The sequence below is a fragment of the Massilia sp. METH4 genome (genome assembly GCF_037094685.1).
Lineage (GTDB): Bacteria > Pseudomonadota > Gammaproteobacteria > Burkholderiales > Burkholderiaceae_D > Rugamonas.
Window position 1 is genome coordinate 4,648,254 of sequence record NZ_CP146614.1, and the last position, 26,408, is coordinate 4,674,661.

The window sequence follows — 26,408 nt, forward strand, 5'->3', positions numbered from 1 at the left end:
GGAGATGACATGGGACGAACGATGACAAGGACTTGCATCGCGCTGGCGCTGGCCTGCGCGCTGGCGGCAGGCGCCCGGGCGGCGGTAATCGGCACGATGACGCGCGCCCAGCCGGTGACCGAAGCGCGCATCGGCACGCTGGCGGAAACCGAGCGTGCGGCCTGGCGCGAATACCTGGCGCGCTCGCGCATGCTGATGGAGCGGGACAAGGCCGCGCTGGCGGCGGAGCGGGCAGGGGGCGCGGCGCCGCCCGAAGCGCAGGCCCGCCTGCATGGCGATTCGGGCATGCCGCTCGGGCAGGCGCCCGCCTGGTACGCTTCGCCCGCGGCGCGGCACGTGGCGGACAATATCGTGAGCTTCCAGACGCCGGCCGGCGGCTGGGGCAAGAACGTCAACCGCACCGGCCCGCTGCGGCAAAAGGGCGAGCATTATGCGCCGATCGACGACGACCCGTCCGGCGGCGTGATCACGGCCGCCAGGGGCTGGAATTACGTGGGCACGATCGACAACGATGCCACGACCACGGAACTGGCCTTCCTGGCACGCGTGCAGGCGGCGTTGCCGGGCGCGGACGGCGACCGGTACCGCGAGTCGTTCGTGCGAGGGGTGAACTACCTGCTCGATGCCCAGTATCCGAACGGCGGCTTCCCCCAGGTGTACCCGCTGCAGGGCGGCTACCACGATGCGATCACGTACAACGACAATGCGTTCGCCCAGGCCGTCGACCTGCTGGCTCGCGTGGCGGCCCGGCAGGGCGACTACGGCTTCGTGCCGCCGGCGCTGGCCGAACGTGCCGGGAAGGCGCACGATCGCGCGATCGAGGTGCTGCTGGCCAGCCAGGTGCGCGTCGATGGCCGGCTGACGGGCTGGGGGCAGCAGCACGATCCGCTGACTCTGGCTCCGGTGGGGGCGCGCAACTTCGAGCCGGTGGCGCTGTCCAGCTCCGAGACGGCCCGCCTGCTCACCTTGCTGATGCGCCTGCCGCGGCCCGCGCCGGAAATCGTGGCCGCCGTGGACGCGGGCGTGGCCTGGCTCAAGCGCGTGGCGGTGCGCGACGTGGGCTGGTCGGCCAAGGCCGAAAACGGCCGCTTCCTCGAAGCGCGGCCGGGGGCGGGGCCGATGTGGGCGCGCATGTACGACATCGCCACGATGAAGCCGATCTTCGGCGACCGGGATGGCACGATCCACACGGACGTGAATGAGCTCAGCCGCGAGCGGCGCGACGGCTATGGGTGGTATGGCACGGGGCCCGCCGCGGCGCTGGCGGCGCATGCGAAGTGGTCCGCCACGCGGGCCCAAGCGGCGCGTTAGCCGGCCGGCAGCAGGGCGGCAAGGTGCCGGCCGGCTTCGCGGACCGTCAACGGCGCGAACCTTCCGGCATGCCGCGCCAGGAAGCCGTCGACCGCACCGGGGTTCCACCTGCCATAGTCGCGCAGCGCCCAGCCGATTGCCTTGCGGATGAAGAAATCGGTCTCCGGCGCCAGGGCCAGCGCGTAGCGGAACAGCCGCTCTTCGTCCGTCTCCAGCCGCCAGCCACGCTGGTGGATCATCGCGATGCGGCGCACCCACAGCGATGGGTCGACGAGGGCCCCGTCCATCGCTTGCAGCACCGAAGGATCGCTCGCGCGGCAGGCGCGCACCACCGTGCCGGCGACGGTGGCGAGGGCATCGACCGTGTCCCACCACGGCTCGCGCCGGGCCAGCGCCAGCAGGGGGGCGATCGCGGTGCCGTCGAACCGGCGCGACGCTCGCAGCAAGGCGTCGGCCGCCGCGTACTTGTATTCGCGCTCCGGCAGTTCCCACAGCAGCGCGGCCACCTCCAGCGCCTCCCGCTGGCTCCAGTTGCCGCCCAACTTGCCGACCGCCTCGCGGCGCCGCGGCGCGGGAACGCCGAGGAAGGGGAACTGGTCGCGCTGGTACGCGCTCATCTGGCGCGCCTGATCGGCATCCGCCAGCGGCACCAGCGATTCGATGACCTCCCTTACCGTAGCCGCAGTATCCATGCTCCTCCAGAGAACCGGCGAGAAAACCGGTGACAGGCACCGGTCCCCAGGAAATATTGCAAAAAACCCGGTGCCTGTCACCGGTTTTCCGGAAATGTTGCAAAAGAACCGGTGCCTGTCACCGGTGCTCAGGAAATGTTGCAAAAAACCTGGTGCCTGTCACCGGGGTTCATGGCAACTTCTTGAAGCCTTCGGCCTTGACGACCCATTTGCCGTTGGCGGGGAAGCCGGGGGCGGGACGGGTGGGCCCGCCATCCCAGCCGCCGGCCATCATGCCGACGGCGGCGAGCAGGGCGCCGTTGCCGGGGAGGTAGACGGGCAGGCCCGTGTTCGGGTTGTGGCCGGCGGCCGTGTAGGCGTTGTTCGGGCCGTCGGTCTTCAGCAGCACGTCGACGGCCAGCTCGGGCGCTTCGAGGCGCGCGGCCGTCATTGCGACCATCGGGTAATCCCAGCCCCAGATCTTGGTCGCCCAGTCCCAGCTGGCCAGCGTGGCATCCAGCGTGCGGCGCATCACGGCGCGGTCGACGCCGTCGCCCGGCAACTGGCCGAAGGCCATCAGGAAGGACGGGTGGTCGTGGCGGCTGGCGAGATTGTCCCAGGTGTCCGGCGTGCTTTCGATCGCCACGTACTTGCCGTCCTTTTGCGGCAGCGCGGAAAGGTGGGTGCGGCGGTGTTCCCAGTCCGGGTCGCGCGGCAGGCCGAGGCGCTCGCGCCACTGCTGGGCGATTTCCAGCCCGCGCGCCCAGTAGCTCAATTCATACGTGGGATTCATGCTGGTGGCCTGGTCGTAGATCTCCTGGGCGATCCACATCGGCGGCCCGAGCACGTAGCGCTGCCGCGCCTCTTCCCAGTGCAGCATCGATGCCATGCCGGCCGCCGTTTCCATCACCAGCTCGCGCCAGCGTTGCAGCGTCGCCCGCGACGGATCGGCGCGGTACATCAGCTCGGCCAGGTGGATCGGGTGCGGCTGGTTCCACGCGATGAGCGGATTGCCGCCGGGGCTTTCGCGGCCTTCCGGCCCCGTCATCTTCATCCAGCGCGCGCCCTTCAGGCCACGCTCCGCGGCCACGGCACGGGCGGCCGGCAGGGTGCGCCGGAACCAATCCAGCGTGCGCCCCGTGTACTCCGGCCGGCCCCACAGCGCGAAGTGGGCCGTATGCCACCACACCATTTCCGTGTGGTGCTTGCCGTACCAGGTGGCCGTCGTCAGGCCGCTCTCCTGGGCCGGCAGGGTGTCGCCCAGCTGGATGCCGGCCAGGTATTGCGACAGCACCACCCGGCGTTCCAGTTCCTTCGCGCGCGGGTCCGTGCTGCCGGCGAAGTCGATGGCCGCACCGCTTTGCCAGTACTTCCGCCAATGCGCCGCGCTGGCGTGCAGCACGTCGGCCGTGCGCAGCGCCGGCGCGCGGCCCTCTTGCGCGAACGAAACGGTGATATCCAGGGTGTCGCCGCGCGCCGGGGCAATCACGAAGGCGTGCGGGTCGGGCCGGGTGATCGCCAGCGGAGCCGCGCTGGCCACCGTCATCGCGTAGCGCGAAGAGTCGCGCAGGTGTTCGACAGCGAGCAGCGTCGATGCCTGTTCCAGCACGTTGGTGCGGTGCGAGCCAGGCTCGCTCCAGTCCAGCGGCGGGTTGTGCTTGACCTTCAGGTCGTAGCCGAGGGGCAGGGCGATGCGCACGGCCAGCGCGCCGCGCGCCAGCAGGGGCGAATGGATGCGCAGGGCGACCGTGTCCGTGCCCGGATCGGCGGCGCTGACTACCGACACGGGCTCGCCCAGCAGCGTGACGCGGCTGGAGAGGTGTCCCTGCCACAGGTCGAGGCGCTGGTCGACGGCGCTCACGTCGGCCGGCGTCAGCGGGCGCGCCTCCTTCCCCGCCAGCACGAAGCCGATGCGCGGCAGCGGCTGCGTGTGCGGATTCTCGCGCAGCCACTGGCCGGCCGGCGAGCGCTGGTTGGTCGGGTAGCCCAGCGTGCGGCCGTGTGCCGTGAAGTCGCGGTTGGCGTCCGCCAGCTTGTAGTTGTTCGGGTTCGGGTTCGTGTGCCAGCTCCACCGCGCCTGTGTCTCGGTCGCGGTGCCGTTCTTCCAGTAATGATCGGCGAAGGTCTGCAGCCCTGTCACGTCGGCGGTGAAGGCGAAGCGGCCGTTGCCCACCGAGAGCGGCGACCAGGCATCGAGCTGTGTCAGGTGCGGAGTGTGGCGCGTGACGACGGCCTGGCGGTCGATCGGCGCCGCGTGCACGCCGGCCGCGACCAGGGCGGCAAGCAGGAAGAGGGTGGTGCGCATGGATGTCCCCGTTATCGGTATCGGGCCATGTTAAGGGGCATCCGGCGGCGTTGCCATCGCTCCCGGCGATTCGCTCAACAGGATGAGCGGTACTGGCCATGGCCGGCCGGCCCGGCGTACACTGGCAGCCTCGTCCTCGATCCGATCGCCATGAAACGACACCTGCTGCTGCTCTGCTGTGCGATGCCCCTCCCGGCCTTGGCCGCCTGCCTGCCGCACGAGGTGCTCGTCGACCGCGACCGGCAATACGAGGCCGCACTCGCGACCGGCAATGTCGCCTTCCTGCGCGATGCGCTGGCGGACGATTACGTCTGGGTGCACACGCTGGGCTCGGAGATCGAGACGAAGCCGGTGCTGCTGGCACGGATGGCCAGGCCCACGCGCTTCAAGTCGCGCACGACCGGGGACGTGCAGGCGCGCACGCTGGGCGACACCACCGTGCTGCACGGCGTGTCGATCGTGGAACAGTGGAATGCGGACGGCACCACGTTCAAGACCAACCGCTACCAGTTCATGCGCACCTGGGTCGACGTGGCCGGCCAGTGCCGGCTGCTGGGTGTGCAGACCATGAACCTGTCATCGAAGTAAGGAGACCGAAATGCTGAAAGGGAGTTGCCTGTGCGGCGGCGTGTCGTACCGTGCCGATGGGCCGGTGCACCATGCCAGCCATTGTTATTGCACGATGTGCCAGAAGCAGCATGGCGCCGGCGCGGGCTCGTATGCGAACGTGCCCAGCGCGGGTTTCGCGTTCGAACGCGGGAAGGAGCTGGTGACGGAGTACGCGTCGTCGGACCACGGCCGGCGCGGCTTTTGCCGCGTGTGCGGCTCGACGCTGTTCTGGCGTAGCACGCAATCGCCGGAGGCGATCGCGGTCACGCTGGGCACGCTGGAGCCGTCGTACGACGGCCCCGTGGAGCGCGAGTTGTATACGGACACGAAGCCGGCATGGCTGCCGGTCCGCTGAGCGCTTAGTCGCGCTGTTACTTGCGCTGTTATTTGCCCAGTTACTTGCTCAGTTACTTATAGAATGCCTCGACCTTGCCCTTCAGCTTGATCAGCATGGGCTGGCCCTTGCGGTCCAGCGCCTTGCCGGCCGGAACCTTGATCCAGCCTTCGCTGATGCAGTATTCGGAAACGTCGAAACGCTCCTTGTCGTTGAAACGGATGCCGACGTCGTGTTCGAACACGGCGGGCACGTGGAAGGAGCTGCGCGGGTCCGTGGACAGGTGGTCCGGCAGTTCTGGGCGTTGAGTGGTATCGTTCATGGGCGCCAATTATCCTTCAGATGGCGGCGCACGACAACACTCACCGCTGGAGAACGCGCCCTTGGCTCATCAGACCATCCTCGAATTTTCCACCACCGGCCGCGGCACGCGCAATATCACGGATGCGGTTGCCCAGGCGGTGCGCGAATCGGGCATCGCCTGCGGGCTGGCCCATGTATTCGTGCAGCACACGAGCTGTTCGCTGACGATCACGGAAAATGCCGACCCAGACGTGCGGCGCGACCTGGAAACGATCGTGGCGCGGCTGGCGCCCGACGGCGATCCGGCCTACCGCCACGACACGGAAGGGCCGGACGACATGGCGGCCCATGGCCGCACCATGCTGACCGACACGGCGCTGACAGTGCCCGTGGGCGGCGGCCGCCTGCTGCTGGGCACGTGGCAGGGCATCTACCTGTGGGAGCACCGGACGGCGCCGCACCGGCGGACGGTGATCGTGACCGTGCTGGGCTGATTCCCCGGCCGCATCTCTCCCAAATGGGCGCTGCCAGGTGGAACCGGCGGCGCTAAGCTGGAACCTTCAAGACAGGAGGATGCGATGGGCGGGCAGTGCCAACATTTCAACCAGATCCACACCTACCGGCCGCGCACGAACGGCTGCGAGGAATGCCTGAAGATGGGCGACACGTGGGTGCACCTGCGCACCTGCCTCGTGTGCGGCCACGTGGGCTGCTGCGACCAGTCCAAGAACCGGCATGCGACGCAGCACTTCCACGCGACGGGCCACCCGCTGATGCGCTCGCAGCAGCCGGGCGAGACGTGGGGCTGGTGCTATGTCGACAAACGGATGTTCGATCCGATCTGAAGGCTGTCAGCTGGTCCAGCGGCTGAACTGTTCGGCATCGACGCCGTTCGGCACGTACCATTTCTTGCGCGCCGGGTCCCAGCGGGCACCCAGGCGCTTGGCTTCGTCCTTTTCCCCGTACGGCACGTTCAGGAACACCTGCGCCTTGGTCGATGCGCCACCGCCGCCGCCGCGGGGCGCATTGTCCGCGCGCGTGCCCGGCGGCGGCAGCGTGGTGGCCGGCGGCGCCGTGTCGACCCGGCTGCCGTCGGGCAGCACTTCGACCCAGCGTTTTCCTTCGGGCGTGTCGAGGGCGAGCTTGTAGGGCGGATCGAAGGGCAGGTCGGTGGACATGGCGGGTCGTGGAGCGAAAACTGAGGGCACGGATTATAGCAGCCGGCCGGGCTGGAGAAATCGCACGAGATCCCAACGGTAACACGGCGCAACGGTAAGTACCGTCGAGCCCTGACAACCGCACGCGCACGCCGCCGCGTGGCGGAATCATCCATAATGCCGCCCTGGCAATCACGCACACATCCATGGAACTGCAATTTCTCGGCACCTCATCCGGCACTCCGACCAAGACCCGCAACGTGGCCGGGGTGGCGCTGCGCACGGAGGGAGGCTGGGTGCTCGTCGACTGCGGGGAGGGCACGCAGCACCGCATCCTGCACACGAGCCTGTCGCTGCACGAGTTGCGCGCCATCTTCATCACGCACCTGCACGGCGACCATTGCTATGGCTTGCCCGGCTTGCTGGCCAGTGCCGGCATGCTGAACCGCGCCGCGCCGCTCGCCATCGTGGGGCCGGCGCCGCTGGAGCGCTATGTGCGCGGCGTGATGGACACCACCGAGCTGCGCCTGCCGTACCCGGTCGAGTTCATCGACGTGGCCGATGCGGGCCGGGCCGGCCTGCTGCCGGACCTGGCGGTGAGCGCCTGTGCGCTGTCGCACCGCATTCCCTCGTTCGCCTACGGTTTCACCGAGACCCTCGTCGAACGCAAGCTCGATGCCGGCAAGCTGGCCGCCGCCGGGGTGCCGCGCGGCCCGTTGTGGGGCACGCTGCAAGGGGGCGCCGACGTGACGCTGCAGGACGGCCGCGTGGTGCGCGCCGCCGACGTGCTGCTGCCGCCGCGCCGCCCGCGCCGCATCGTGATCGCCGGCGACAACGACAGGCCCGAGCTGCTGGCCGACGCGGTGCGCGATGCCGACGTGCTGGTGCATGAGGCGACCTACACGGAAGCGATCCTGGAAAAAGTGGGGCCCGGACCGCAGCACAGCTCCGCATTGCGCGTGGCGCGCTTCGCCGCCACGGCAGCCATCCCGAACCTGGTGCTCACGCATTTCAGCCCGCGCTACCAGGACGCGGATAGCCAACAACATGGCCCGCTGACGCTCGCCGACATCGAGTCGGAGGCGCGGTCCGTGTATCAAGGCAACCTGCTCCTGGCGCGCGACCTGGCGCGGCAGGCGCTGGACAAGGCCGGCATGTTGAGGGAATTGCCGCCCCGCTGAGGCATAATGCGACGGTCAACCGCCAAACCCATCATGCCGCCCAATCTCCAGACCCGCTACAGCGTCATTGCCTCCTACCTGCTGATCGCCCTGTTCCTGCTGCTCGTGCTGAAGAACGGCTTGCTCGGCGCCCTGTTCGCCGGCTTGCTGATGTTCGCGCTGATCCATGCGATCGCGCCCGTGCTGGGCCGCCGCATCAGCGACGTGCGGGCGCGGATGGTGGCGGCGGCCGTCCTCGGCGCCGTGGTGGTCGGCCTGCTCGCGCTGGCGACCTGGGGACTGGTGGTGCTGTTCCGCCTCGATTCCCACAGTATCACGCACCTGTTCGTGCGGCTGGCGGACATCATCGATGCCTCGCGCGACCAGATCCCGCCCTGGATCAGCGAGCACCTGCCCATGGATGCCCATGCGCTGCGCGAAGCCGTGGTGACCTGGCTGCGCGAGCATGCCGGCACCGCGCAGGCGGCCGGCGCCGAAGTGGGCAAGACCCTGACGCGCATCCTGCTCGGCATGGTGATCGGCCTGATGGCGTCGCTGCACGATACGAACGAGGATGGCGCGCCGCACCGTCCCTTCACCGAGGCGCTGCTGCAAAGGGCGCGCTTCCTGCGCAACGCGTTCCGCAGTATCGTGTTCGCTCAGGTGTGGATCTCGGGCATCAACACCGTCATCACGGCCATCTTCATCTTCGCCGTGCTGCCGCTCGCGGGCGTGCACCTGCCGCTCGCCAAGACCGTGGTGGCGATCACCTTCCTGGCCGGCCTGCTGCCGGTGATCGGCAACCTGATCTCGAACACGGTGCTGGTGGTGGTCAGCCTGTCGCACTCGCTGCACGTGGCCGTGGCCGGGCTGGTGTTCATGATCGTCGTGCACAAGCTGGAATACTTCCTGAACGCGCGCATCATCGGTTCGCACATCAATGCGCGCGCCTGGGAACTGCTGGCGGCGATGCTGTTCGCCGAGGCGGTATTCGGCATTCCCGGCGTGATCGCCGCGCCCGTGTTCTACGCGTATATCAAGGATGAGCTGAGGGCGCGCGAACTCATCTGAAGCTCTACAATATCGGGATGACCAAGACCATCCCCATCGTTCCCTTCGAGATCAGGCCATACGACAGGCCGGCCGGCGGCCTCGGCTCCCTGCACGGCACCGCCAAGGCGCTGATCGGCAATGGCGCCGTGCCGGCCATGGCGACCTTGCCGCGCCTGAACCAGCCGCAGGGCATCGATTGCCCCGGCTGCGCCTATCCCGACTCGCCGGACAGCAAGTCCGTCGACTTCTGCGAGCAGGGCGCCTGGGCCATCGCCCACGAGGCGGGCAAGGCGCGCGCCACGCCCGGCTTCTTCGCCGCCCACACCGTGACGGCCCTGCGCGCGAAGGATCACTGGGAGCTGGAAGCGGCCGGCCGCCTCACGGCGCCCATGCTCTACGACGCGGCCAGCGACACCTATCGGGAGATCGGCTGGGAGGCCGCGTTCGCGCTGGCCGGTGCCGAACTGCGGGCATTGGCGCACCCGGACCGGGCCGTGTTCTACACGTCGGGCCGCAGCAGCAACGAGGCGGCGTTCATCCACCAGCTGTTCGCGCGCGCCTTCGGCACGAACAACCTGCCCGACTCGTCGAACCTGTGCCACGAATCGTCCGGCATGGCGCTGGCGGAATCGATCGGCGTGGGCAAGTCCACCGTCACGCGCGCCGACTTCGCCCACGCGCAGCTGATCATGAGCTTTGGCCACAACCCCGGCTCGAACCACCCGCGCATGCTGGGCGACCTGCGCGAGGCCAAGCAGCGCGGCTGCCGCATCATCATCTTCAACCCCTTGCGCGAACGGGGGCTGGAAGCGTTCGCCGACCCGCAATCGCCCGGCAACCTGCTGGGGGGCGCCGGCACGCCGCTGGCCGACGCGTATTACCAGGTGCGCGTGGGCGGCGACCTGGCCGCCATCACCGGCATCGCCAAGGCCGTGCTGGCGCGGGGCGCCGTCGACCGCGCATTCATCGATGCGCATACCGACGGCTTCGACGCCTTCCGCGCACTGGTGGACAGCCAGGCATGGCCGGACATCGAGGCCGCCAGCGGACTGACCCGGGCGCAGATGGAGGAGGCGGCCGGCTACTACATCGCCGCGCCGGCCACGATCGCCGCGTGGTGCATGGGCCTCACCCAGAACGAATTCGCGATCGAAACCATCCAGACGCTCGTCAACCTCATGCTGTTGCGCGGGAACGTGGGCAAGCCGGGCGCCGGCCTGATGCCGGTGCGCGGCCACTCGAACGTGCAGGGCGATCGGACCGTCGGCATTACCAGCCGGCCGAAGGCGGCATGGCTGGCGGGGCTGGAACGGGTGTTCGGCTTCACGCCGCCGGCGGCGCCGGGGCTCGATGCGATCGGCGCGATCGCCGGACTGCTCGACGGGACGGTGGAAGCTTTCGTGGCCCTGGGCGGCAACTTTGCAGTGGCCGCTCCCGACACGCCGCGCGTGCTCGACGCGCTGTCGCGCACGCGCCTGACCGTGCACGTGGCCACCAAGCTCAATCGCACCCACCTGTTCCCGGGCAGGACGGGTCTGCTGCTGCCCTGCCTGGGCCGCACGGAGCTGGACATGCAGCCGGGCGGCGCGCAATTCGTCAGCGTGGAAGACACGGCGTCGATGGTGCATGCGTCGATGGGCCGCAACCGGCCCGCCAGCCGCCTGCTGCGCTCGGAACCGTACATCGTCAGCCAGCTGGCCAAGCGCGCCTTGCCCGGCTCGGCGATCGCCTGGGACACTCTGGGCACCGATTACGACGCCACCCGGAACCGGATCGAGCAGGTGGCCTTCGGCGCCGTCGAGGGGTTCGAGGGATATAACGACAAGATACGCCGCAAGGACAGCAAGAACGGCTTCCACCTGCCGAACAGCGCCGCCCGCCGCGCATGGTGCACGGCGGTGGGCAAGGCGCGCTTCATCGGCCACGCCCTGCCGCGCGACACCATCATGGGCCGCGCCCGCGCTGCGCATGGCGACCGGGTGCTGTGCCTGGCCACCATCCGCGCGCACCGGCAATACAACACCACGATCTATCGCGATCCGAAAGGGGAGGTGGACCGGTATCGAGGGGTGCACGGCACCCGCCACCTGCTGTTCGTGGGCCGCGGCACGCTGGCACGGCTGGGCTTCCAGGACGGCGAGGTCGTGCGCGTGCGCGCTGCCGCGCCGGACGGCGTCGAGCGCCACGTGGACGGCATCCGGCTGGTGGCCACGTCCCAGCAGGGCGATGACGTGTTCGGCTACTTCCCGGAACTGACGCCGCTGCTGTCGCCGGCGCTGGTGGCGCGCGGCGCGAACACGCCGGCGTTCAAGCAGATTCCCGTGTTGCTGGAGCGAAGCGGGTAGGCGGGCGACGGTGCCGGTCGCCAGCGCGGCGGAATGGCGTGGCGCGCCAACGCCGCATGCAAGCGGCACCTGCGCCGGAAGGCAAACCGGTTACGGCGCGCGACGGCGCCGCCGCGCCTCGAAGGATTTTTCGAAGAACGTGGCCAGCATCTGCTCCAGCCGCTCGGCGGTGAGCTGGGTGCACGAAATCGTGCCGCCTTCCTTGCCCGAGCCGTCGCGCGCATGGCGGTCGAACGCGCTTTCCCATTCGAGCAGGCAATTGCTTTCGGTGGCGGTGAATGTCAGGGTGCAGGCATCGCGGCCGGCGTGCGCCGCCAGGCGGTTCTTGTCGGGCACGAAGGTGAGGCGCACGAAGTCGTTCCAGCCATCGTTGCCTTCCTCGATCTTGCCATCGTAGTCGTGCTCGTACATCTGCTTGCGCATCGCCGCCAGCTGGGGGCGGATCACGTTCTCCAGCGTGGCCCGGTACTGTTCGCGAAAGTCGAGCCGGGCCTGGCGCGCGGCCTGTTCCTGCTCGGCTTGCTGGGCGGCCGCCACGTCGGCCTCGTGCTTGATCGCGGCTTTGGTAAATATGGACATCTTGGCTCTTGGCTGAAAAACATCAGTGTACACGGGGAGCCTCACTCATGCGGTATTCGCGGCGCCGAAGCGGGACAGATGCGCGGCGGCGTGCTACCATTGTTGCTCGGCAATATCATTGCCCGCCGCGGCCCCGCCCCTGCCTGCCAAACTTTGCTTTTTGACCGCGATTCCCCATCGCTCCCGCTCTCTCGTCGATCCATGAAACTTGCTGACCTGAAAATAGGCGTTCGCCTGACCCTGCTCGCTGCTTTCTTCCTGCTGACTCTGCTTTTGGTCGGGTTTACCGGCTGGAATGCCCTGCGCGACATGAATACGCGCAATGCCGCCGGCTTCACCGAAGCCAGCGGCCTGATACGTGCCGTCGACGGTGCCCGCTCGGCCCAGGTCGATTTCAAGATCCAGGTACAGGAATGGAAGAACATCCTGCTGCGCGGCCATGATGCGGCCGCGCTGGAAAAGTATACGAAGGCATTCCAGGCCAGCGGCACGGCCACCGCCCGGAAGTTGAACGAGCTGAAGGGTACGATGGCCAAGCTGGGCATGGACACCGCCGCGGTCGACGAAGCCTTGCGCCTGCAAGGCGAATTGGGCCAGCGCTACCTGAATGCCTTGCAACAGTTCGATGGCGCCGACCCGGCGGCCGCGCAGAAAGTGGACAAGCTGGTGCGCGGCATGGACCGCGACGCTACCGAACGCATCGATGCAATCGTCGACACGATCCGCAAGGAGGCGGACAAGCGCGTGACCGCCGTGGAGGAACGCAATGCCGAGGTCTATCGTAATTCCGTGTTGCTCCTGCTGGCGCTGCTGGCGGCGGCCGTGGCGATCGGCTCGCTGATCGTCGTGATGCTGATCCGCGGTATCACGGTGCCGCTGTCGCATGCGCTGGGCATCGCCAGGGACGTGGCGGCCGGCGACCTGCGCAACGACGTGCGCAGCACCCGCCGCGACGAAATCGGCGACCTGCTGCGCGCGCTGGGCGCGATGAGCGGCAATCTGTCGCGCATCGTGGCGCAGGTGCGCACCGGCACGCAGGCCATCGCGGTGGCATCCGCCGAGATCGCGCATGGCAACACGGATCTGTCGGCCCGCACCGAGACGCAGGCCAGTTCCCTGGAAGAGACGGCGGCATCGATGAGCGAATTGACCAGCACCGTGCGCCAGAACCGCGACAACGCCGAAACGGCCGCCGCCCTGGCGGGCAAGGCCACCGAGGTGTCCACGCGCGGCAGCGCTACGGTGACCGAGGTGATCGCCACGATGGGCACCATCAATGGCACGTCGGGCAAGATCGCCGAGATCATCGGCGTGATCGACGGCATCGCCTTCCAGACCAATATCCTGGCGCTGAACGCCGCGGTGGAAGCGGCGCGCGCCGGTGAACAGGGCCGCGGTTTTGCCGTGGTGGCGGGCGAGGTGCGCACGCTGGCCCAGCGTTCGGCCATGGCCGCGAAGGAGATTCGCGAGCTGATCACGGCTTCGGTGTCGGAAGTGGAGGCGGGCCGCACGCTGGTCGACCGTGCCGGCGCCACGATGCGCGAAGTGCTGGAAAGCGTGGAGCAGGTGGCGGCCGTGGTGCAGCAGATATCGCTGGCCAGCAGCGAGCAGCAGCAGGGCATCGAGCAGATCGACGAAGCGATCTCCCACATCGACAACACCACCCAGCAGAACGCGGCGCTGGTCGAGGAGGCCGCCGCCGCCGCCGAGTCGCTGCGCGAACAGGCCCGCCAGCTGGACGAATCGGTTGCCGTGTTCAAGTTGCGCGCGGCGTAACAGTTTCCCTTTCGCGGGCTGCCGCGTCCCCCGCGTCCCCGTAGGCAATGCTCCGGCCGCACTGCGCGGCTGGTGTCATCCGCCTTCCGCTGGCAGCCTGCAAGCCGCTGCCACGCGGCCGGTGTGCCGTTGCCTTCTGTATTCCGACCGGATACAGTACAGCATTGACCCATCGATAATATAAGAGCCGCAATGCCGCGTCACCGCGGTCGCGGCCCGAAAGCACACATGAAGCTACCAGGACGACGCGCCGTGGTGACCGGCGCCGCCAGCGGCATCGGCCGCGCCATGAACGAATCGCCGCTCCCATGCCAGCCCTGACGATGATCGCCGCCGCCGGGCTGGCCGTCCCCGCGATGGCCGGCGGCCTGGCGCTGTTTACGCGACATGTGGAGCGCAAGGTCGAGGCGGCGCTGCCGCCGCAAGGTATCTTCGTCGACGTGCCGGGTGCCCGCCTGCATGTGCGCGAGCAGGGCCACGGGCCGGCGCTGCTCCTGATCCATGGCCTGGGCGGACAGATGTCGCACTTCACCTACGAAGTGACGCGGCAGCTGGCGCACCACCATCGCGTGGTGACGGTGGACCGGCCCGGTTCCGGCTATTCCGCGCGCCGGCCCGGCGCCCCGGCCGGCTTGCGCGGGCAGGCCGCCGCGCTGGCCGCCCTTATCGAACGGCTGGAACTGGAACACCCGCTCGTTGTCGGCCATTCGTTCGGCGGCACCGTGGCGCTGGCGCTGGCGCTCGACTATCCGGAGCGCGTGGCCGGCCTGTCGCTGCTGGCGCCGCTCACGCACCTGCCTGACGAGGTGCCGCCGGCATTCCGCCCGCTGGCGGTGCGCTCGCCCGCATTGCGCCGCCTGATGGCGTGGACGGTGGCAACGCCGGGCGCCATCGCGCGCGGCGGCGCGGTACTGGACGAGGTGTTCGCGCCCGAACCGGTCCCGCACGACTTTCCCACCCGCGGCGGCGGCTTGCTCGGCCTGCGGCCCAGCCACTTCCTGGCGGCCGCGGAGGACATGGGAGCGCTACCCCTGGAACTGCCCGCCTACAGCCGCCGCTACGAAGAGTTGCGCATGCCCGTGGCCATGCTGTTCGGGCGCGACGACCGCATCGTGCCGTGGCGCGAGCACGGCGTGGCGCTGGCCTGCAAGGCGCCGCACGCCGTGCTGGAAGTGGTCGATGGCGGACACATGCTGCCCGTGGCACAGCCGGACCTGACGGTGAAATTCATCCGCGCCGCCGCGGCTGGCTGAAGGGCGGCCGCTCACGGCCGGTGCGCCTGCACGCGGCCGGCCAGGTCCGCCAGCGTTACCCGCCCGAACTGCTCGAGCAGCAGTGCTTCCGCGGCGCGCATGGCGTCGCCCAGGGTCGCGTTCACGGCGCGCTCGACGAGGCAGTCGGCGTGCTCGTCCGTGGTGCCGAGTGCAAAGACGGGCGGATCGCCCAGCGCGCGGTGGATATCGAGCAGTGTGATCTCGGCGAGCGGCCGGGCCAGCAGCCAGCCGCCGCCATGGCCTTTGCCGGACTGCACATAACCATGCTCGCGCAAGCCGGCCATCGTGCGGCGCACCACCACGGGATTCGTGTTCAGCATCGCCGCGATCGTCTCGGAGGTGGCGGGCGTGTCCAGGCCATCCATGTGTATCAGCACATGGAGCATGCGGGATAGGCGGCTGTCGTGTCTCATGCCGCGATGATAGCAGGCGGCGATTCACGTAACAAAAGAAGTTGCTGGAACAGCTTTCCTGATCTATCATGTAACTTCATTAGATACGGAAGGAGCAGACATGTTCGACGTGATCATCGTGGGCGGCGGCTTTGCCGGCCTTTCCGCCGCCTTGCCGCTGGCGCGGGCACGCCGCCGGATCCTGCTGGTGGACGCCGGCCTGCCGCGCAACCGCTTTGCCCATCAAGCCCATGGCTTTCTTGGCCACGACGGCCGGGCGCCGCAGGCGATCCGGGCGGACGGGCGCGACCAGCTCGCCACCTATCCGACGGTTTCGTTTGCCGACGGCGAAGCCGTGGCGGCGGAGCGCGCCGGCGAAGGCTTCCTCGTCGGCATCGAGGGGCCCACAGGCCGGCGGCAGGAGAGGGCGCGCCGGCTGGTGCTGGCGACGGGCGTGCGCGACGAGCTGCCACCGCTGCCCGGGCTGTGGGAACGCTGGGGCGCGACCGTGATCCATTGCCCTTACTGCCACGGCTACGAATTGGCCGGCAATACGCTGGGCGTGCTGGGCGGCGACGCGATGGCGGCGCACAAGGCGGCGCTGGTGCGGGATTGGGGGCCGACGATCCTGTTCACGCAAGGCGGGCCCGGACCGGAGCCCGAGGCGGCTGAACTGCTGGCGTCGCGCGGCGTGGCAGTCGAGCACACACCGGTGGCGCAATTGCTGGGCGAGGCACCGGCGCTCGCCGGCGTACGCCTGGCCGACGGCCGCGAGATCGCCCTCGGCGGCCTGTTCGTGGCGCCGCGCACGCAGCCGGCCAGCCCGCTGGCGGCCCAACTGGGCTGCGTGCTGGACGAAGGCATGTTCGGGCCGCACGTGCGGGTGGATGAGCTCAAGCAGACCACGGTGCCCGGGGTGTTCGCGGCGGGCGACGTGGCGATGGCGATGCACAGCGCGCCGCTCGCGGCGGCGGCCGGCATGCTGGCCGGCGTGGCGGCCCACCGGTCGCTGGTGTTTCCGGCGGGCGCCTGAGGTGCTGTCCTGAGGTGCTGTCCTGAGGTGCTGCCCTGAGGCGCTGTCCTGAGGGGCTGCCCCAAGGCGCGGCCACCACGCCTGTCGGCATGGCGTCCTGTCATCGGGACGCGCATGTCGGCCTTCGGCAGGGAGCCAGGCGCTTTGCCGCGGGCGGGGAAACGCTTGTGGACGGTCACGGACGACGGGGATGCTTCATGCCTGTGAGCAGGCCATGAATTCAGCGGTGGCGTGCGCCGTGAACCGCCGCGCGGTGCACCTGGAAGCACGCGCGGCGGACCGGGCCCGACGGGATTGCCGCACCGACTGTCAAATTTTCCGACAGCCGGTGGCCGCCCGTCCCGGCGGGCGGCCGTCAGCAGGCCGTCAAGCCTGGCTGCGCCGGCGCAGGAAGCCCAGCGCCAGCAGGCCGCCGCCCAGCATCACGTACGTCGACGGCTCGGGAACCGCCGTCGTCATGCCATAGAAGTTGCCGGTGCCGACCACGTGGTTGTCGGCGCCGGGATACGGTTGCGTGAAGCTGGACGAGAACGCCAGGTCGGCGCCGCCCGCCTGCATGTTCGTGTCGAAGTACTGGGCGGCCACGCCACCCACCACGTCGAGCTGGCCCAGGCCGCTCAGGTTGGGCGGCATCATGGAATTGACCGTTCCCCGCAGCGTATAGCCATTGTATTCATGGCCAGCCAGGTCCAGCCAGAGGGTGCCGAGGCCGACGTTGTCGTCGTTCATCGTCAGCGGGTCGGATGGATTGATCGTGGAAGGACCGTCATTCATGTAGATCCGCACGTAGCCGCCGGTATACAGCGTGGTGCCGCCTTCCGTGCTGGCCGGCGTGTAGCCGCCGTACACGATGGTCAGCTCGCAGCCGGGGCAGAACTGGTCCTGCCCGGTGCCGTTCATGGTCGACACGATGCCGAAGCCGCGCGCGGTGCCGTCGGGCTCGAAGATCTGGTGCATCTGCACCGACGACGAGGAGAAGTCCAGGCCGTATTCCGGATCCCAGGTCACGCCGCCCACGGTTTGCGGGGCCGCGTGCGCCGAGGCCATTGCTGCAACCGCCACTGCCACACCCACTGCTGCTTGTTTGATCGTCTTCACTATTAGCTCCAGGTAGTTGTAAGGGTTACACGGGTCTCTTTCGGAACCTTGTTATTGTTTGCATATCGATACGCATTTTTCGTGCCGAAAGCTGGCCTGTTATGTACAAGTCGTTGATTCGATGCGAGTAACTACCGGATGGATAGCGATAGGAAACCGTTGAGAGAGCCCGGCTGTAAAATTTTTCGACAGCCGTGATCGCCGCCACGGATGAATCGGGCTTTCTACGGGCTTTCTACGGGTTTTCTAGTTCAGCAGCGCGCGCCAGCGCGGTCGCCATATGCCGGCGGCGGGCAGCCGCGTAGCGGCATCCCGGTCGACTCCGGAAGGCAGGGCGGGCGACGGTTGCGGCAGCGCCGGGCCGGAGGGCGCGCTCGCGGCGGGCCTGGGCGCCGGCTGTGAGGGCGGCTCGCTGGCCGGCCCGTCGGGTTGGCCGTCGAGCGTGCCGTCCACCAGCCAGCGCACCTGCATGCCGGTGCGGAACAGGCGCTCGCCGCCCGCCAGCGGATGCGTGACGAAGCGGCCGTGCCGCTGGCGCGAGCCGTCGAGGAGTCGCCCTACGCCCGCGCCGCCCACGTGCAATTCGCCCGGAACGCCGATCGGTGCCGGCAGGCCGTGGGCATCGAGCACGAATACCGCCATGTCCGGCAGCGGGTGGCCGAGCGTGCCGGCGTGGTCCGGGGCCCCGGCATCGAGCGGGCGGCAGGTCGCGTACACGCCCGTCCCGGCGCTGCCGTGCATGGCGAACACCCGCGCGCCGCGCGGGTGGCGGCGCCGCCAGTCGGCGACAACGGGGGTAGCCGGCGTCTTGCCGTGCAGGATCAGGTGCCGTACCCCCGGCGGCACATCGGCGGCGTCGGCGAGCGAGCGGCACGTCAGCACCGTCACTTTCTGTTCGCCGGCGAAGCGGGCCAGCGCCGCGGGCGCGGCCGCCACGGCGGCCGGGACGAGCACCGCGCGTCCCCCCGCCAGCAAGCCTCCCCACAGCTCCCACAGGAACCGCGCGCTGGACGGGCCGGCGCACACGGCCCAGCTGTCGGCCGCACCGGTGTCGAGCCAGCGGCCGGCGGCCGGGAACAGGCGCGTGATGTTGCGGTGTTCCAGGCCGACGGAGGCACCATCGGCACCGCGAACGATCCAGGCCAGGTGCGACGACACGGCCGCGGAGGCAGGATTCGCGCGGGGCATCGCCTGCCATGGGCCGGGGCCGTTCAGCCGCAGCACCGTGGCGGACGGAATGTCCACCTGCCGGTCGGCGAGCACGATGCGTGCGCCGGCCTCGCCCAGCGCGGCGGCGAGGTGTTCGTGCGCGACCGCGGCATCGAACGGCATGCACGCGCCGCCGGCCTTGAGCACCCCCAGCGCGGCCACGACAAAGGGTACGCCGGCCGGCAGGCACAGCGCCACCGCCACTTCCGGCGCCACGCCGAGTGCTTGCAGGTGGTGGGCAAGGCGGTTGGCATCGTCGTTCAGCGCGGCGTACGTGACATCGGTCCCGCCGCAGGTGAGCGCCACCGCGTGTGGCGTGCGCGCGGCCACCGCCTCGACCAGCCGGTGCAGGCAGCCGCGGTCGGGGAAGGCCGACGGGGCCGCCCAGCGCAGCAGTTGCGCGCGTTCTGCCGGCGGCATCACGTCCAGCGCCGCGATGGGAGTGTCGGGTGCGTGTTCCAGCGCGTCGGCGAGCGCCTGCAGGGCGCACAGCATGTAGTCGCAGATGCGGGCCGGGCCGGCTGCCGCGGCGCACTGCGCGGCAAGCCTGAACCCGTCGCCCAGGTCGTCCACTGTGAACGCCAGCGGGTAGCCGGCCTGCGGCGGCACCTCGGTTCCCTGGTGGCGGTAGTGCAGAAGCGTGCTTTCGCGGGCGCGGTACGGCAGGTGGCGGTGATCCAGCAGCAAGGCCAGGCGCGCGTGCGTGTGCCGCAGCGCGGCCACCGCACCGGCGCCATCGAGCGCGAGGCGAACGGGCAGCAGGCACTCGCCCATGCCGGTGGCCGTGTGGCAGGCCGGCAGCAGGCTGTCGAACACCACGTCGCGGCGGCCCGTGCCCCGTGCCAGCACGCAAGCCCAGGCCAGGTGGAACAGGCCGGCAGGCATCACGCCATGGCGCCGCGCGACGGCGCGCAGGCGCAGGGCCAGCGCTGGATCGACGTGGCGGCTGGCCAGGTCGGTGGCGTGCACCCCATCGAGGCCGAACGGGGGAACCGGTGGTGGCGCGCCCTGGAGCATCGACTGGAAGAACGCGGCATCGATGGCCGGGTTGTCTTGCAGTGCCGGAGCAGGGGGCAGCGCGGCCTGCGGGCGAGGGGACGAAGGCAGCGAGGCCAGCGCATCGAGGGAAGACGGCAGTGAGGCCAGCGCATTGAGGGAAGACGGCAGCGAGGCCAGCGCATTGAGGGAAGACGGCAGCGAGGCCAGCGCATTGAGGGAAGACGGCAGCGAGGCCAGCGCATTGAGGGAAGAAGGCAGCGCTGCCAGCGCTGCCACGGTAGGCCGCAGGCAGAAGGCACGCATGTCGATACCGTGGCCGCGCTCGCGCAGCAGGTCCACCAGGCCGAGGGCGGCGGGCGCATCGCCGCCCAGCGCGAAGAAGTCGTCGTGGCGGCCGACGCTGGGCAGGCGCAGCAGCGCGCACCACAGGGCCGCCAGCTCGCGCTCGGCCTCGCCCTGGGGCGCATCGTAGTCCTGTTCCGGGAAGGCGGCGGCATCCGGGGCGGGCAGGGCGCCGCGATCGAGCTTGCCGTTCGCCGTCAGCGGCAGCGCGGGCAGGCACACGTAGGCGGCCGGCACCATGTACGGCGGCAGCGCGGCGCGGGCCATGGCCCGCAGTTCGGCCGCCGCGGGCGGCGTGGCGCCGTCGGCCGGCGTCACGTAGGCCAGCAGCTGGCCTGTCGATGCGTCCGCCACCACCACCGCGCTGCCCACGCCCAGATGGCGCACCAGGCATGCTTCCACGTCGCCCGGCTCCACGCGGTGGCCGTGCACCTTCAGCTGGCGATCGATGCGGCCGAGGAAATCGAGGCTGCCGTCGGGCAGCAGCGCGGCCAGGTCGCCGGTGCGGTAGAGGCGCTCGCCGTCCACGTGCACGAAGCGCTCGGCCGTGAGATCGGGCCGGTTCAGGTAGCCGCGCGCCAGGCGGGTGCCGCCGATATACAGTTCGCCCGGCTCGCCCGGCGCCACCGGGCGGCGGGCGGCGCCGAGCACGCGCACGATGGTGCCGGCCAGCGGGCGGCCGATCGGCACGCGCGCCGCGCCGGGCGGCAGCAGCGGCAGCTGTTGGGCAGTCGCCGTGACGGTTGCTTCGGTGGGGCCGTAGGCGTTGGCGATGGCCACCCGGGTGCCGAAGCGGGCCTGCCAGGCACGCACGCTGCCCGGCTGCACGACTTCGCTGCCCACGATCAGCTGGCGCAGCGCAGGCAGGCGCACCTCGCCATCCGAGGCAAGCACGTGGTCGCACCACGGGTGCCAGAACGAGGCGGGGAGGTTGAGCACCGTGATGCGCCGCGCCGCCACCTGGCGGGTGAACGCGGCCAGCGCGTCGGCCGGGCCGGGATCGCGCAGCACCAGTGTGGCGCCATGCAGCAGCGTGGGCCATACTTCCTCGGCCAGCACGTCGAAGGCCGGGGCGGCAAACTGCAGCACGCGGTCGCGTGGCGACAGGCCGGCCAGCGCGGCAAAGGCGTCGACGTGGCAGGACAGTTGCCGGTGCTCGACCAGCACGCCCTTCGGCTGGCCGGTCGAGCCCGATGTGTACATCACGTAGGCAAGGCTGCCGGCATCGACATCGCGGGCCAGGTTCGCATCGTCTTCCTGCGCCCATGGCGCGCGGTCGAGCAGCAGCGTCGCCCGGCCCGGCGCCAGCTGGCCGGCGCAATCGCCGCGCGTGACGGTGACGGCCGGTTCCGCATCGGCCAGCATGAAGGCGATGCGCGCGGCGGGATAGGCCGGATCGACGGGCACGTAGGCGGCGCCCGTTTTCAGCACCGCCAGCATGGCCGTCACCAGGGCAGCGCCGCGCTCCAGGCACAGCGCCACCAGCGCGCCGGGCCGGGCACCGCGCCGTTGCAGGCAGCGTGCCAGCCGGTTCGCCGCCGCGTTCAAGTCCGCATAGCTCAGGCTCTCTTCCGTACCCTGAAGCGCGACGGCGTGGGGGGTGTGCGCAGCCTGGCGTTCAAAACGGCGGTGAATGCAGGGCGGGGCGGCGGTCATCGGGCGGCTTGTTCCGTTCTCATTTGGAAGGGACGTATATTGCCTTTGCTTTAACTTCTATTTGTGAAGAAATTGTAAGAATGTGTCGGCAGGCCTAGAATCGCTCATCATTCACAAATGAAAAGGTTCGGATGAAACCGGAAATCCTCGTGATGGCGGCCAGCCCGTCGGCGTCCGTGATGGCGCAACTGGAGCAGCATTTCACCTGCCACCACGTGTGGCAGGTGCCGCCCGAGGGCCGCGCGGCATTCATCGGCGGCGTGGCGCCGGAGGTGCGGGCAGTGGCCACGACCGGCATGGCGGGCATCGGCGCCGCGCTGGCCGCGCAGCTGCCGCGCCTGGAGATCGTGGCCGTGAACGGGATTGGGGTGGATGCGGTCGATTTCGATGCGCTGCGCCCGCGCGGCATCCGCGTCACCAACACGCCCGGCGTGCTGACGGACGACGTGGCCGACCTGGCGGTGGCGCTGCTGCTGGCCGCCGCGCGCCGCATTCCCGCACTGGATGCCTATGTGCGCGGCGGCCAGTGGCAGGCCGGCGTGCCCGTGAAGCCGGCGCGCGCGCTGCGCGGCAAGGTGGCTGGCATCTACGGTTTCGGGCGCATCGGCCAGGCCGTGGCGGCACGGCTCGCGGCGTTCGGCATGCAGACGCGCTACTGGCAGCCGAACGCGAAGGCCGGCGTGGCCGTGCCGCGCGCCGGCTCGCTGGTGGAGCTGGCGCGGGACAGCGACTACCTGGTCCTGTGCGCGCCGGGCGGCCCGGCAACGCGCAATACCGTCGATGCCGCGGTGCTGGACGCGCTGGGCCCCGAAGGCACCCTGGTCAACATCGCGCGTGGCTCGCTGGTCGACGAGCCGGCCCTGGTCGCCGCCCTGGCGGAAGGCCGGCTGGGCGCCGCCGCCCTCGACGTCTTCGCCGAAGAACCATCGGTACCCGCCGCCCTCGCCGCGCTGCCGAACGTGGTGCTGACCCCGCACGTGGGCAGCCTCACCGTGGAAACGCGCCACGCGATGGGACAGCTCGTCGTCGACAACCTGCTCGCGCACTTCAGCGGCAAGCCCCTGCTGACACCGGTCGCCTGACAGGAAACACCGGTGACAGGCACCACCCAAACCGGTGACAGGCACCACCCAAACCGGTGACAGGCACCGGCCTTTTTGAAACATTCCAGCAGACCCGGTGACAGGCACTGGCTTTCTGGAACAGCCCCGGTGACAGGGGACCGGCTTTTCTGGAACATTCCGGCAGAGTCGGCGACAGGCACCGGCCTTTTTGAAACATTCCAGCAGCCCCGGTGCCTGTCACGCCTTTCCGGGCAACTTATTGCTTGCCGGGGTCCTTCATGTTCGCGAACTTGTCGAACTCGATGTTGTACACCTCGTTGCCCACCTTCTTCACTTCTCGTACGTAGACGGTCTGCACGATGTCGCGCGTGGCGGGGTCGATGGCGATCGGACCGCGCGGGCTGGTCAGCTTCATCGTCTTCAGCACGGCCATTGCCTTGTCGCCGTCGATGTTGCCGTTCAGCTTGCGCGAGACCTCGTAGATGGCGGCCATGCCGTCATACGCGGCCACGGCCATGAAGTTCGGGCGGCCGCCCTGCGGATTGGCGGCGGCGAAGCTTTTCAGGAAGGCCTTGTTCTCCGGCGAGTCGTGCGCGGCGGAGTAGTGGAAGGTGGTGATTACGCCCAGCGTGGCGTCGCCCATCGCCGGCAGCACGTGGTCGTCCGTCAGGTCGCCGGTGGCGATCACCTTGATGCCGGCCGCCGCCAGGCCGCGTTCGCGGTAACCCTTCATGAAGGCGATGCTCTGCTCTCCCGCCGGCACGAAGACGAAGATCGCGTCCGGCTTCGCATCCTTGATGCGCTGGATGAACGGGGCGAATTCCGGATTGCGCAGCGGTACGCGGATCGCTTCCGTCACCTTGCCGCCGCCCGCTTCGAGCGTTTTCTTGAATGCCGCTTCCGCGTCGAGGCCCGGGCCGTAGTCGGCCACCAGCGTGACCACTTTCCTGATCTTGTTGTTTGCCGCCCAGGTACCCATCGGCGCCGAGATCTGCGGCAGCGTCATCGAAAAGCGCGCGATGTAGTTCGACTTGGTGGTGATCGCCGAGGTGGCGGCGTTCATGATGATCATCGGCTTCTTTGCCTGCTGGGCGATGGGTGCGGCGGCCATGGCTTCCGGCGTGAGGCCGAAGCCGGCCAGGAAGTCGACCTTGTCGCGCACCACCAGTTCCTGCGCCAGGCGCTTGGCGATTTCCGGCGAGGGGCCGGTGGTGTCCTTGACGATGACCTGGATCTTCTTGCCGGCCACCGTGTCGCCATGCTGGGCCATGTAGGCCTTGATGCCGCCTTCCATCTGCTTGCCGTAATCGGCGAACGGACCGGAAAACGCGGCGATCACGCCGACCTTGATGGTGTCCTGCCCATGCGCGGCTGGCAGGGCGAAGAGTTGGGCGCCGGCCAGCACGGCGGCAATCGTGGATTTCATGTCGTCTCCTTTGGATGTTGTGGTCCCGGGCCATCATCAGGCTCCTTGAGATTCTTGACAAGGCCCGGATAACGGCCATAGTATCGGGTCAGCGTTCGATAGGCAATCGATTGTTCGATAATCGAACGCCCATAAAATACAAGGAGACAGCAATGAATGGAACCATGATTGGCGCCCTGGCGCGCGGCCGCGGCATGGGAATGACGGTGGCCGGCGCGCTGGCGCTGCTGACAGCGGGCGCCGCCCACGCGCAAAGCAATGTCACCATCTACGGCATCATCGATACGGCGGTTGCCCACGTGGACAACACGAACGCGAACGGCGACTCGGTGACGAAGATGGCATCGCTGACGGGATCGTTCCCGTCGCGGATCGGCTTTCGCGGCACCGAGGACCTGGGCGGCGGCCTGTCCGCCATCTTCACGCTGGAAAGCGGCTTCGGCCCGGACGCCGGCAACATGGGGCAGGGCAACCGCCTGTTCGGGCGCGCCGCCAACGTGGGCCTGAAAGGCAAGTGGGGCACGCTGACCCTGGGCCGCCAGGTCAACATGACGTATATCGCCGGCCTGAAGGCGGACGTGCTGGGCCCGAACCTGTTCGCCATCGGCAGCATCGACCCTTACCTGCCGAATGCGCGCAGCGACAACGCGATCGGCTACCTGGGCAATTTCAACGGCCTGGTCGCCGGCGCCACCTACAGCTTCGGCCGCGACGCCTCGTCCGCCGGCGGTCCCGCCGCCACCAACTGCGCCGGCGAATCGGCCGCCGACTCGAAAGCCTGCCGCCAGTACACGGCGCTGCTCGGCTACGAGGTGAAGGACTACGGCATCAATGCCTCGTACGACAAGCTGCACGGGAACACGGGCGCGGCGAACGGCCTGACCAGCAGCGGCAACTACGACCGGCGCGTGACCGTCAACGGCTACTGGATGATCAAGGGCACCAAGCTGGGCGCCGGCGTCGTCGACCGCAAGACGAATGCCGCAACGGGCGTCACCGAATCGGATCTCTATTACCTGGGCGTGAGCCACCCGGTCACCCCGCTGCTGACGCTCGACGCGCAAGTGGCACGCAAGAACGTCAAGAACAGCAACGACGATACGGACATGGTGGTGGCCCGCCTGACCTACTACCTGTCGACGCGCACCGCCGTGTACGGCGCGCTGGGCCTGATGGACAACGACGGCCTCGCCGCCGTCGCCCTGGATGCCGGCGGCAGCGTCGGCGCCGGCAAGCCGCAGCGCGGGATCATGGCGGGGCTGCGACATCACTTCTGATGTCTGTATGGATGAGCTCGTGTCACTGGGGTCTGTCTCACTGGGGTCTGACCCCACGAAACACGAGCTGAACAATGCGCCTCTGCGGACTAGCCCGTGTCACTGGGGTCTGACCCCACGAGACACGAGCTGGACAATAAAGCTTACGGCAGCAGCACCGCCAGCTCGCGCGCGCCCTGCTGCAGCACGGGCAGGAACTGTTCTTCCATCTGTTTCGCGCTGACGCGGGCCGCCTGGGCGCCCACGTTCAGTGCGGCGTGCACGATGCCCGAGGCGCCGCGCACGGGCACGGCGATGGAGCGCAGGCCTACCTCGAGCTCCTCGTTGTTGATGGCGTAACCCTGCTCGCGCACCTGCGCCAGCACGGCGCGCAACTGCTTCTGGCTCGTGATCGTGTGTTCCGTGAGGGGTTTCAGCCGTACCTTGTCCAGGTAGGCCTGCAATTGATCCTCGGGCAGGTGGGCCAGCATCACGCGGCCCAGCGAGGTGCAGTAGGCGGGGAGCCGGCTGCCGGTGTTCAGCGCCACGGACATCACGCGCGACGTGGCCGAGCGGGCCACGTACAGCACCTCGTTATCGTCCAGCACGGCCAGCGAGCACGATTCGTTCAGCGTGCGGCTGATCTGGTTGAGGTAGGGCTGGGACGAGACGGTCAGCGGCGCGGACGACAGGTAGGAATAGCCGAGCGTGAGCACCTTCGGCCGCAGCGAGTAATTGTTGACGTCCGAATCGGCGTAGCCGAGCTGCTTGAGCGTGTACAGGCAGCGGCTGACGGCGGCGCGGGGAATGCCCGTCTTCTGGCTGATCTGGGCGATCGTCAGGCTGCGGCGCGAGTCGGAAAACGCCTGCAGCACGGCCAGGCCGCGCGCGAGCGAGGTCATGAAGCTGGGATCGGCCAGCGCGTCGATCTGTTCGGCGATCGTCGGTTCGCGCTCCGCCGGGGGAGTGGTCTTCGTGGTTGTCGGCATGTCGGTCTCTTTGAAGTGGACGGATTTTACTGGAACAGGCGGCGCGACCGATCTTTTTTCCTTGACC

General features: G+C 69.1%; 23 protein-coding genes. 13 read left to right on the forward strand and 10 right to left on the reverse strand.

What is annotated here, in order from left to right:
* The first annotated feature begins 21 nt into the window (after window positions 1-21).
* Window positions 22-1,311: a pectate lyase gene (gene pelA, locus V6Z91_RS20445; protein WP_338760390.1), complete on the forward strand. Its 1,290-nt coding sequence runs from the start codon at window positions 22-24 to the stop codon at window positions 1,309-1,311.
* Here the strand turns inward: pelA and V6Z91_RS20450 are convergent.
* Window positions 1,308-2,003: a DNA alkylation repair protein gene (locus tag V6Z91_RS20450; RefSeq protein ID WP_338760392.1), complete on the reverse strand. Its 696-nt coding sequence runs from the start codon at window positions 2,001-2,003 to the stop codon at window positions 1,308-1,310. The two genes, pelA and V6Z91_RS20450, sit on opposite strands and share 4 nt — an antisense overlap.
* 169 nt (window positions 2,004-2,172) lie before the next feature.
* Window positions 2,173-4,287 (reverse strand): hypothetical protein, encoded by a 2,115-nt coding sequence (locus V6Z91_RS20455; protein WP_338760394.1) that lies wholly within the window; start codon window positions 4,285-4,287, stop codon window positions 2,173-2,175.
* A gap of 150 nt (window positions 4,288-4,437) precedes the next feature.
* On the opposite strand from V6Z91_RS20455, the gene V6Z91_RS20460 reads away from it, so the two are divergent.
* Window positions 4,438-4,875 (forward strand): nuclear transport factor 2 family protein, encoded by a 438-nt coding sequence (locus tag V6Z91_RS20460; RefSeq protein ID WP_338760396.1) that lies wholly within the window; start codon window positions 4,438-4,440, stop codon window positions 4,873-4,875.
* A 10-nt stretch (window positions 4,876-4,885) separates the two neighbouring features.
* Complete coding sequence (locus tag V6Z91_RS20465) at window positions 4,886-5,251, forward strand: GFA family protein (protein WP_338760398.1); 366 nt, start codon at window positions 4,886-4,888, stop codon at window positions 5,249-5,251.
* A gap of 52 nt (window positions 5,252-5,303) precedes the next feature.
* Here V6Z91_RS20465 and V6Z91_RS20470 read toward each other — a convergent pair whose 3' ends face one another.
* Window positions 5,304-5,552, reverse strand: a complete 249-nt coding sequence (locus tag V6Z91_RS20470) for a DUF3297 family protein (RefSeq protein WP_338760401.1) — start codon at window positions 5,550-5,552, stop codon at window positions 5,304-5,306.
* Window positions 5,553-5,613: 61 nt separating this feature from the next.
* Here V6Z91_RS20470 and V6Z91_RS20475 point away from each other — a divergent pair, with 61 nt between their 5' ends.
* Complete coding sequence (locus V6Z91_RS20475; RefSeq protein ID WP_338760404.1) at window positions 5,614-6,027, forward strand: secondary thiamine-phosphate synthase enzyme YjbQ; 414 nt, start codon at window positions 5,614-5,616, stop codon at window positions 6,025-6,027.
* A gap of 84 nt (window positions 6,028-6,111) precedes the next feature.
* Entirely contained in the window at window positions 6,112-6,378 is a 267-nt protein-coding gene (locus V6Z91_RS20480; RefSeq protein ID WP_338760406.1) for a UBP-type zinc finger domain-containing protein, read from the forward strand.
* 6 nt (window positions 6,379-6,384) lie between these two features.
* On the opposite strand, the gene V6Z91_RS20485 is transcribed toward V6Z91_RS20480, so the two are convergent.
* Entirely contained in the window at window positions 6,385-6,711 is a 327-nt protein-coding gene (locus V6Z91_RS20485) for a DUF5710 domain-containing protein (RefSeq protein ID WP_338760409.1), read from the reverse strand.
* Between the two features lie 185 nt (window positions 6,712-6,896).
* Here V6Z91_RS20485 and V6Z91_RS20490 point away from each other — a divergent pair, with 185 nt between their 5' ends.
* The 3 genes from V6Z91_RS20490 to V6Z91_RS20500 are packed head-to-tail and all read left to right on the forward strand — an operon-like array spanning window position 6,897 to window position 11,248.
* Window positions 6,897-7,871, forward strand: a complete 975-nt coding sequence (locus V6Z91_RS20490; RefSeq protein ID WP_338760411.1) for a ribonuclease Z — start codon at window positions 6,897-6,899, stop codon at window positions 7,869-7,871.
* A 33-nt stretch (window positions 7,872-7,904) separates the two neighbouring features.
* The gene (locus V6Z91_RS20495; RefSeq protein ID WP_338760414.1) at window positions 7,905-8,921 is read left to right on the forward strand and encodes an AI-2E family transporter; all 1,017 of its coding nucleotides are present in this window, start codon (window positions 7,905-7,907) and stop codon (window positions 8,919-8,921) included.
* A 17-nt stretch (window positions 8,922-8,938) separates the two neighbouring features.
* Entirely contained in the window at window positions 8,939-11,248 is a 2,310-nt protein-coding gene (locus V6Z91_RS20500; RefSeq protein ID WP_338760417.1) for an FdhF/YdeP family oxidoreductase, read from the forward strand.
* 90 nt (window positions 11,249-11,338) lie between these two features.
* Here V6Z91_RS20500 and V6Z91_RS20505 read toward each other — a convergent pair whose 3' ends face one another.
* Window positions 11,339-11,827, reverse strand: a complete 489-nt coding sequence (locus V6Z91_RS20505; RefSeq protein ID WP_338760420.1) for a hypothetical protein — start codon at window positions 11,825-11,827, stop codon at window positions 11,339-11,341.
* A gap of 201 nt (window positions 11,828-12,028) precedes the next feature.
* Between V6Z91_RS20505 and V6Z91_RS20510 the strand changes: the two genes are divergently transcribed.
* Window positions 12,029-13,603, forward strand: coding sequence for a methyl-accepting chemotaxis protein (locus V6Z91_RS20510; protein ID WP_338760422.1), 1,575 nt, complete (start codon window positions 12,029-12,031; stop codon window positions 13,601-13,603).
* 308 nt (window positions 13,604-13,911) lie between these two features.
* The gene (locus V6Z91_RS20515) at window positions 13,912-14,856 is read left to right on the forward strand and encodes an alpha/beta hydrolase (RefSeq protein WP_338760425.1); all 945 of its coding nucleotides are present in this window, start codon (window positions 13,912-13,914) and stop codon (window positions 14,854-14,856) included.
* A gap of 11 nt (window positions 14,857-14,867) precedes the next feature.
* Here V6Z91_RS20515 and V6Z91_RS20520 read toward each other — a convergent pair whose 3' ends face one another.
* Complete coding sequence (locus V6Z91_RS20520) at window positions 14,868-15,290, reverse strand: Rrf2 family transcriptional regulator (protein WP_338760428.1); 423 nt, start codon at window positions 15,288-15,290, stop codon at window positions 14,868-14,870.
* Between the two features lie 100 nt (window positions 15,291-15,390).
* Between V6Z91_RS20520 and V6Z91_RS20525 the strand changes: the two genes are divergently transcribed.
* On the forward strand, window positions 15,391-16,302 hold the full coding sequence (locus tag V6Z91_RS20525) for an NAD(P)/FAD-dependent oxidoreductase (protein WP_338760431.1): 912 nt from the start codon (window positions 15,391-15,393) through the stop codon (window positions 16,300-16,302).
* Between the two features lie 366 nt (window positions 16,303-16,668).
* Here the strand turns inward: V6Z91_RS20525 and V6Z91_RS20530 are convergent, their stop codons facing one another.
* Together V6Z91_RS20530 and V6Z91_RS20535 are read right to left on the reverse strand one after the other, a co-directional pair.
* Entirely contained in the window at window positions 16,669-17,400 is a 732-nt protein-coding gene (locus tag V6Z91_RS20530) for a PEP-CTERM sorting domain-containing protein (protein WP_338760434.1), read from the reverse strand.
* A gap of 246 nt (window positions 17,401-17,646) precedes the next feature.
* Window positions 17,647-21,606 carry an amino acid adenylation domain-containing protein gene (locus tag V6Z91_RS20535; RefSeq protein ID WP_338760437.1) on the reverse strand — a complete coding sequence of 1,320 codons (3,960 nt, stop codon included), beginning with the start codon at window positions 21,604-21,606 and terminating at the stop codon, window positions 17,647-17,649.
* 131 nt (window positions 21,607-21,737) lie between these two features.
* Here V6Z91_RS20535 and V6Z91_RS20540 point away from each other — a divergent pair, with 131 nt between their 5' ends.
* The gene (locus V6Z91_RS20540; protein WP_338760440.1) at window positions 21,738-22,688 is read left to right on the forward strand and encodes a 2-hydroxyacid dehydrogenase; all 951 of its coding nucleotides are present in this window, start codon (window positions 21,738-21,740) and stop codon (window positions 22,686-22,688) included.
* Between the two features lie 238 nt (window positions 22,689-22,926).
* Here the strand turns inward: V6Z91_RS20540 and V6Z91_RS20545 are convergent, their stop codons facing one another.
* The gene (locus V6Z91_RS20545) at window positions 22,927-24,096 is read right to left on the reverse strand and encodes an ABC transporter substrate-binding protein (protein WP_338760445.1); all 1,170 of its coding nucleotides are present in this window, start codon (window positions 24,094-24,096) and stop codon (window positions 22,927-22,929) included.
* Between the two features lie 194 nt (window positions 24,097-24,290).
* Between V6Z91_RS20545 and V6Z91_RS20550 the strand changes: the two genes are divergently transcribed.
* A complete protein-coding gene (locus tag V6Z91_RS20550) occupies window positions 24,291-25,373 on the forward strand; it encodes a porin (protein WP_338771967.1) in 1,083 nt (360 codons plus the stop codon).
* A 143-nt stretch (window positions 25,374-25,516) separates the two neighbouring features.
* Here the strand turns inward: V6Z91_RS20550 and V6Z91_RS20555 are convergent, their stop codons facing one another.
* Window positions 25,517-26,341 (reverse strand): IclR family transcriptional regulator C-terminal domain-containing protein, encoded by an 825-nt coding sequence (locus V6Z91_RS20555; protein WP_338760448.1) that lies wholly within the window; start codon window positions 26,339-26,341, stop codon window positions 25,517-25,519.
* Window positions 26,342-26,408 lie beyond the last annotated feature (67 nt).